Raw genomic sequence first — 6,374 nt, 5'->3', positions numbered from 1 at the left:
GAACCGGTGACCGGTTCTCCCCCTCCGCCGTTCACTGTCCGGCTGCTGCGGCAGGCTCACGCCCCGGGCGCGGGCTCCACGGCCGGGGCGGCCTCCTGCGCGCCGCCGAAGCGGCGGTCGCGCTGGGCGTACTCCAGGCAGGCGCGCCACAGGTCCCGGCGGTCGAAGTCGGGCCACAGGACGTCCTGGAAGACCATCTCGGCGTACGCGCTCTGCCAGATCAGGTAGTTGGAGGTGCGCTGCTCGCCGCTGGGGCGCACGAAGAGGTCCACGTCCGGCATGTCCGGGTAGTAGATGTACTTCGCGAACGTCTTCTCGTTGACCTTCGAGGGGTCGAGCTTCCCCGCCGCGACGTCCTCGGCGATGCGCCGCGCGGCGTCGGCGATCTCGGCCCGGCCGCCGTAGTTGACGCAGAAGTACAGCGTCATTTTGTCGTTGTCCTTGGTCTGCTCCTGGGCGACCTGGAGCTCCTGGACGACGGACTTCCACAGCTTGGGCATCCGGCCGACCCAGCGGATGCGGATGCCGAGCTCGTCCATCTCGTCACGCCGGCGGCGGATGACGTCCCGGTTGAAGTTCATGAGGAACTTCACCTCCTCCGGGGACCGCTTCCAGTTCTCCGTGGAGAACGCGTAGAGCGAGAGGTTCTTGACGCCCATCTCGATGCAGCCCTTGAGGACGTCCATGACGACGCCCTCGCCGACCCGGTGGCCCTCGGTGCGCGGGAGACCGCGTTCCTTGGCCCAGCGGCCGTTCCCGTCCATCACGACGGCCACGTGCTGGGGCACCAGCTCGGCGGGGATCTTCGGGGGGGTCGCACCGGACGGGTGCGGCTCGGGGGTCTTGTACGTGCGCCGGTTACGGCCGCCGAGGATCCCGCGTACTGCCATGAGCTTCTCTCGTCTCCCTGTGTCGCTTCTGCACGAATCGCAGCGAGGTCACTGTTCCACGTACCGCAGCGAGCGCAGACCGCGCTCCAGATGCCAGTGCAGATAGGCGGACACCAGCCCGCTCCCCTCCCTGGCATGACGCGCCTCGCACGCGTCCGCCGTCGCCCAGTCGCCGCTGAGCAGCGCGCTCAGCAGGGTCAGGGCCTCCGCCGAGGGTACGACGCTCCCGGGCACCCGGCAGTCGGCGCATACGGCTCCGCCCGCCGCGATGGAGAAGAAACGGTTCGGTCCGGGCATTCCGCACCGCGCGCAGTCCTCGAAGCTGGGGGCGTACCCGTTGACGGCGAGGGAGCGCAGCAGGAACGCGTCGAGGATGAGATGAGGGGCGTGTTCGCCCCGGGCGAGGGTGCGCAGCCCGCCGACGAGCAGCAGGTACTGCTGGACGGCCGGTTCGCCCTCGTGGTCGGTGAAGCGCTCGGCGGTCTCCAGCATGGCGGTGCCGGCGGTGTAGCGGGCGTAGTCGGTGACGATCCGGCCGCCGTACGGGGCGATGGTCTCGCTCTGCGTGCAGAGCGGCAGCCCCCGGCCGATCAGCTCGCTGCCGCGTGCGAAGAACTGCACGTCCACGTGGGAGAAGGGTTCGAGGCGGGCGCCGAACTTCGACTTGGTGCGGCGCACCCCCCGGGCGACCGCGCGCACCCGGCCGTGGCCGCGGGTCAGCAGGGTGATGATCCGGTCGGCCTCGCCCAGTTTCTGCGTACGCAGTACGACGCCGTCGTCCCGGAACAAGCTCATGGACCCATTGTCGCCCACCGGCCCGCGATCGGGTCGGCGGGACCGGGAGCGCGACGGTCCCACCGCGTGCGGCGCCCGCAGAGGGCTCGGGAGAGCTCAGGACGGCATGCGGGCGGCCGCGGTGAGCAGCCGGGCGGTGTCCTCGGGGCAGAGCCGCAGCGCGCGGCCCACGGTGGTCAGCACCTCGCGCTCCGCCGCGCCGTACGGGCCGTCGGCCAGTGCGATGCGGGCGCCCTGGAGCAGGACCGACTCGCGGCCGGCCGGGACCAGGTGGCGGGCGAGCGGGGTGAGCACCTCGTGCAGCTCGATGGCGAGGGCCGCACCACAGGCCCCGGCGGTGGCACCGACACCGTCGTCGTGGCCGATGTCGGCGGTGAGCACCTCCACGACGGTGAGGAGCTGGTCCTCCGAGCAGTCCGCGAGGCCGGCCTCGCGGACGGTGCAGGCGGCGGCCTCCAGGGCGGTGCGGGGCGTGCCGCCCGAGGCCAGGACGGCGAGCGCGACTGTATGCACGGCCTCGCGGAGCATCGAGGAGAACCGGGTGGTGGTGGGATGCTCCAGGGCCTCGGTACCGGAGTGGGCACCGCAGTCGGCGCATTCGACGACGAGTCCCGCGTCGCCGCGCCGCAGCAGCGGCACCCCGAGCACGGTGAGCCTGCGACGGCCGGTGAGGCGGCGGTAGTTGCGGTCGCCTCCGCAGTCCTGGCAGAAGAACTCGCCGTCGCCGACGGCGTCCCATGCGGTGCGGATGCCGTACAGGCCCCTTCTCAGGGCGCGTTGTCCTTTGGCTGACCGCACGTCGCACACCTCCGTAACGCTCCGGCAACATTGCCGTGTGTTGCACGTGATGTTAGCCACATGCGCGAGGCGGCGTCATCACCTCCTCTGTCACAACACCCGGAAATGGCCGAACCCCGCCCACCCGGAGCGGGCGGACGGGGTTCGGCGAACCGTGCGTCGTCGGACCAACCGGACATGCGTACGGGGTGCACCCCCCCGCAGGCCGGCGGTCCACCGGCGAACGCGTCAACCCGCGTCCGCCGGACCCGGGTCCTGCGTTCGGATGAGCCCTGCGCCCGGTTCGGCCCTGGTTCAGCGGCCCGCGCGGTTGACGGCCGAGACGACCGCCTTGAGCGAGGCCCGGGTGGTGTTGGCGTCGATGCCGATGCCCCACAGGACCTTGCCGTCGATCGCGCACTCGATGTACGAGGCGGCCTGCGAGCTGGCGCCCTCGCTCATGGTGTGCTCGGTGTAGTCCAGCAGCCGTGCGTCGATGCCGATGCCGGCCAGCGCCTCGAAGAAGGCGGAGATCGGGCCGTTGCCGGTGCCGGTCAGCACGGTGTCGACCCCGTCCACGGAGGCCTCGATGGTCAGCGTGTCCCGGCCGTCCTGCCCGGTGGTGGTCTGGCCGGAACGGATCTGGACCCGTCCCCAGCGGGCGGCGGCGTCGTCGGCGCTGGGCAGGTACTCGTCCTCGAAGGCGGACCAGATCTGCGCCGGAGTGATCTCGCCGCCCTCGGCGTCGGTCTTGGCCTGGATGATCCGGGAGAACTCGATCTGCATCCGGCGCGGCAGGTCCAGCTTGTGGTCGTTCTTCAGGACGTACGCGATACCGCCCTTGCCGGACTGCGAGTTGACGCGGATCACGGCCTCGTAGGAGCGGCCGACGTCCTTCGGGTCGATCGGCAGGTACGGGACGGCCCACTCGATGTCGTCGACCGTCTTACCCTGGGCGGCCGCGTCGGCCTCCATGGCGTCGAAGCCCTTCTTGATGGCGTCCTGGTGGGAGCCGGAGAAGGAGGTGTAGACGAGGTCGCCCGCGTAGGGGTGGCGCGGGTGGACCTCCATCTGGTTGCAGTACTCGCTGGTGCGGCGGATCTCGTCGATCTGCGAGAAGTCGATCTGCGGGTCGACGCCCTGGGAGAAGAGGTTCATGCCCAGGGTGACCAGGTCGACGTTGCCGGTGCGCTCGCCCTGGCCGAACAGGCAGCCCTCGACGCGGTCGGCGCCGGCCATCAGCGCCAGCTCGGCGGCGGCGACGGCGGTGCCGCGGTCGTTGTGCGGGTGGACCGACAGGCAGACGAACTCACGGCGGGACAGGTTGCGCGACATCCACTCGAACCGGTCCGCGTGCGTGGACGGCGTCGAACGCTCCACGGTGGCGGGCAGGTTGAGGATGATCTCGCGGCCCTCCTCCGGCTGCCACACGTCGCAGACGGCCTCGCAGACCTCCAGGGCGAAGTCCAGCTCGGTGTCGGTGAAGATCTCGGGGCTGTACTGGTAGCCGAAGATCGTGTCGCCGCCCAGGATCTTCTCGGCGTACTCCATGACCAGCCGGGTGCCGTCCACCGCGATCTGCTTGACCTGCTCCTTCGAACCGCGGAAGACCACGCGGCGGAAGGTGGGGGCGGTGGCGTTGTACAGGTGGACGGTGGCCCGGTGCGCGCCGCGCAGCGACTCGACGGTCCGCTCGATCAGTTCCTCGCGGGACTGGGTCAGGACGGAGATCGTCACGTCCTCGGGGATCGCGCCCTCTTCGATGATGGAGCGTACGAACGCGAAGTCGGTCTCGCCGGAGGCCGGGAAGCCGACCTCGATCTCCTTGTAGCCCATCTTCACGAGCAGGTCGAACATCTCGCGCTTGCGGGCCGGGGACATCGGGTCGATCAGGGCTTGGTTGCCGTCGCGCAGGTCCGTGGAGAGCCAGCGGGGCGCCACCGTGATCCGCTTGTCCGGCCAGGTGCGGTCGGGGATCTCGACCGCTTCGTACTGGCCGTACTTGTGGATCGGCATTCCGGAAGTCTTCTGGAGCTGCGTCGCGTTGGTGATCGGCGTGGGACGGCCGACAGAATTACCGGAAGTGTTCACGGTGGTCATGGCGTAGGGCTCCTCGGGGTCCAGCGGTGGGACGGCCGACTGTGTCGCTGCAGCACCAGACTCCGCGGGGAGGGGGTCGGCCTACGACTACAGGCCCTCGCCGCGGCAGCTAAGGAGAAGCAGCCCGAAACGCATGATGCGACGAGAGTAACCGAGAGGTGCGCGGGACGCCGGTCCGTATCAGTATGCGGGACCGTGCACACATGACGAGTAAACAGTGATGCATCACTCTATTTCGTCAATTGCCGTCGCAACCAGTGACAGAGCGATGACAGAGTGCCACAGTCATTTGCATGATCTCTCGATCCCACGACGGTTCCGGTATCCACCCCGTCTTCTGCACCATCGTGCCGCCGCACCTCCTCGACCAGCTGGCGCAGTCCGACAACCCCGCGGTCGCCGATCCCGCCCGGCGGACCCTCGACGCGGACGGCGCCCGCCGCACCCTGCGCCACGCGGCCTCGCTGGCGGCCACCGCCCCGGCACCGGCCACCGCGGGCGCCGTCCCCAGCAAGCCCCGCCGCACCATCTACGACTGCCGTCACCACACGCTCCTGCCCGGACGCAAGGTCCGCGGCGAGGGCGACGACCCCACCGGCGACGCCAGCGTCAACCGCGCGTACGCCGGTTTCGGCGCCACCTTCGACCTGCTGCTCTCCGCCTACGGCCGCAGCTCGCTCGACGGGAAGGGGATGCGGCTCATCGGCTCGGTCCACTACGACCGGGACTACAACAACGCCTTCTTCGACGGCCAGCAGATGGTTTTCGGCGACGGCGACGGCGAGGTCTTCCTCGACTTCACGCTCTCCATCGACGTGATCGGCCACGAACTGGCACACGGGCTCACCCAGCACACCGCCAACCTCGTCTACGAGGGACAGTCCGGCGCGCTCAACGAATCCGTCTCGGACGTGTTCGGCTCGCTGGTCAAGCAGTACTCCCTGGGGCAGAGCGCCGAGCAGGCCGACTGGCTGATCGGCGCGGGGCTGCTCGCCCCCGGGGTCACCGGTGAGGGGCTGCGCTCGATGAAGGCGCCGGGCACCGCGTACGACGACGACGTACTCGGCAAGGACCCGCAGCCCGCCTCGATGGAGGACTACATCGAGACCGACGACGACAACGGCGGCGTCCACCTCAACTCCGGCATCCCCAACCGCGCCTTCTACCTGGCCGCCTCCGCCCTCGGCGGGAACGCCTGGGAGCGGGCCGGGCAGATCTGGTACGACGTACTGACCGGCGGCGAGCTGACCGCCACCGCGGACTTCGCCGACTTCGCCAGGCTCACCGTGGCCGCCGCCCGCGACCGCTTCGGCGAGGGGGACGAGCGCGAGGCCGTCATCAAGGGCTGGTCGGAAGTGGGGGTGCCGACCGAGTGAACGGGCCAGTATGGGTCACATGCGCATTCACGTGAGCCGGACCGGCGGGTTCGCCGGCCTCTCCCGCCGGGCCGGGATCGACACGGCGACGCAGGAGGACGCCGCCGCCTGGGAGTCCCTGGCCCGTTCCGCGCTCGCGGAGGGAGCCGGGACCCCACCGGCAGGCGTACCGGACGGCTTCCGGTACGCGATCACCGTCGACGGGCGGACCGTGCACTGTGCGGACCCGCACCTGACCGACGACCAGCGCACGCTGGTCTCACGCCTCCTGGGCGAAGGGGCGTGAGACCGGCGTCGCCGGTGCGTTCGGTACGACGCGGCTCGGCCGTCGGGGGGGGGGGGGGGGCCCCGGGGGGGCCCCCCCCCCCGCACCGGGGCCCCCCCCCCCCCCCGAAAACCACCGGTGGGGGGGGGGTGGGGGGGGGGGCTGTTAACA

At 70.5% G+C, this 6,374-nt stretch carries 6 protein-coding genes; 2 read left to right on the top strand and 4 right to left on the bottom strand.

The genetic code is table 11. From position 1 onward, the window contains the following. Nucleotides 1-56: 56 nt before the first annotated feature. The 4 genes from ACFWEP_RS29825 to leuA all read right to left on the bottom strand — a co-directional run bounded on the left by ACFWEP_RS29825 (nt 57) and on the right by leuA (nt 4,562). On the bottom strand, nt 57-890 hold the full coding sequence (locus tag ACFWEP_RS29825) for an isoprenyl transferase (RefSeq protein WP_387374660.1): 834 nt from the start codon (nt 888-890) through the stop codon (nt 57-59). Between the two features lie 48 nt (nt 891-938). Then, nucleotides 939-1,685, bottom strand: a complete 747-nt coding sequence (gene recO, locus ACFWEP_RS29820; RefSeq protein ID WP_387374658.1) for a DNA repair protein RecO — start codon at nt 1,683-1,685, stop codon at nt 939-941. A gap of 96 nt (nt 1,686-1,781) precedes the next feature. Next, entirely contained in the window at nt 1,782-2,483 is a 702-nt protein-coding gene (locus tag ACFWEP_RS29815; protein WP_387374656.1) for a TerB family tellurite resistance protein, read from the bottom strand. A 294-nt stretch (nt 2,484-2,777) separates the two neighbouring features. Beyond that, nucleotides 2,778-4,562 carry a 2-isopropylmalate synthase gene (leuA, locus tag ACFWEP_RS29810; protein ID WP_387374654.1) on the bottom strand — a complete coding sequence of 595 codons (1,785 nt, stop codon included), beginning with the start codon at nt 4,560-4,562 and terminating at the stop codon, nt 2,778-2,780. 293 nt (nt 4,563-4,855) lie between these two features. Here leuA and ACFWEP_RS29805 point away from each other — a divergent pair, with 293 nt between their 5' ends. Together ACFWEP_RS29805 and ACFWEP_RS29800 are read left to right on the top strand one after the other, a co-directional pair. Continuing rightward, complete coding sequence (locus tag ACFWEP_RS29805) at nt 4,856-5,938, top strand: M4 family metallopeptidase (RefSeq protein WP_387374652.1); 1,083 nt, start codon at nt 4,856-4,858, stop codon at nt 5,936-5,938. 19 nt (nt 5,939-5,957) lie between these two features. After that, nucleotides 5,958-6,224 (top strand): protealysin inhibitor emfourin, encoded by a 267-nt coding sequence (locus ACFWEP_RS29800; RefSeq protein ID WP_387374650.1) that lies wholly within the window; start codon nt 5,958-5,960, stop codon nt 6,222-6,224. Nucleotides 6,225-6,374 lie beyond the last annotated feature (150 nt).

Source organism: Streptomyces sp. NPDC060198 (assembly GCF_042728415.1).
GTDB lineage: Bacteria > Actinomycetota > Actinomycetes > Streptomycetales > Streptomycetaceae > Streptomyces.
The sequence above is the reverse complement of the archived record's forward strand: the minus strand, read 5'-3'. Positions and strand labels throughout refer to the sequence as shown.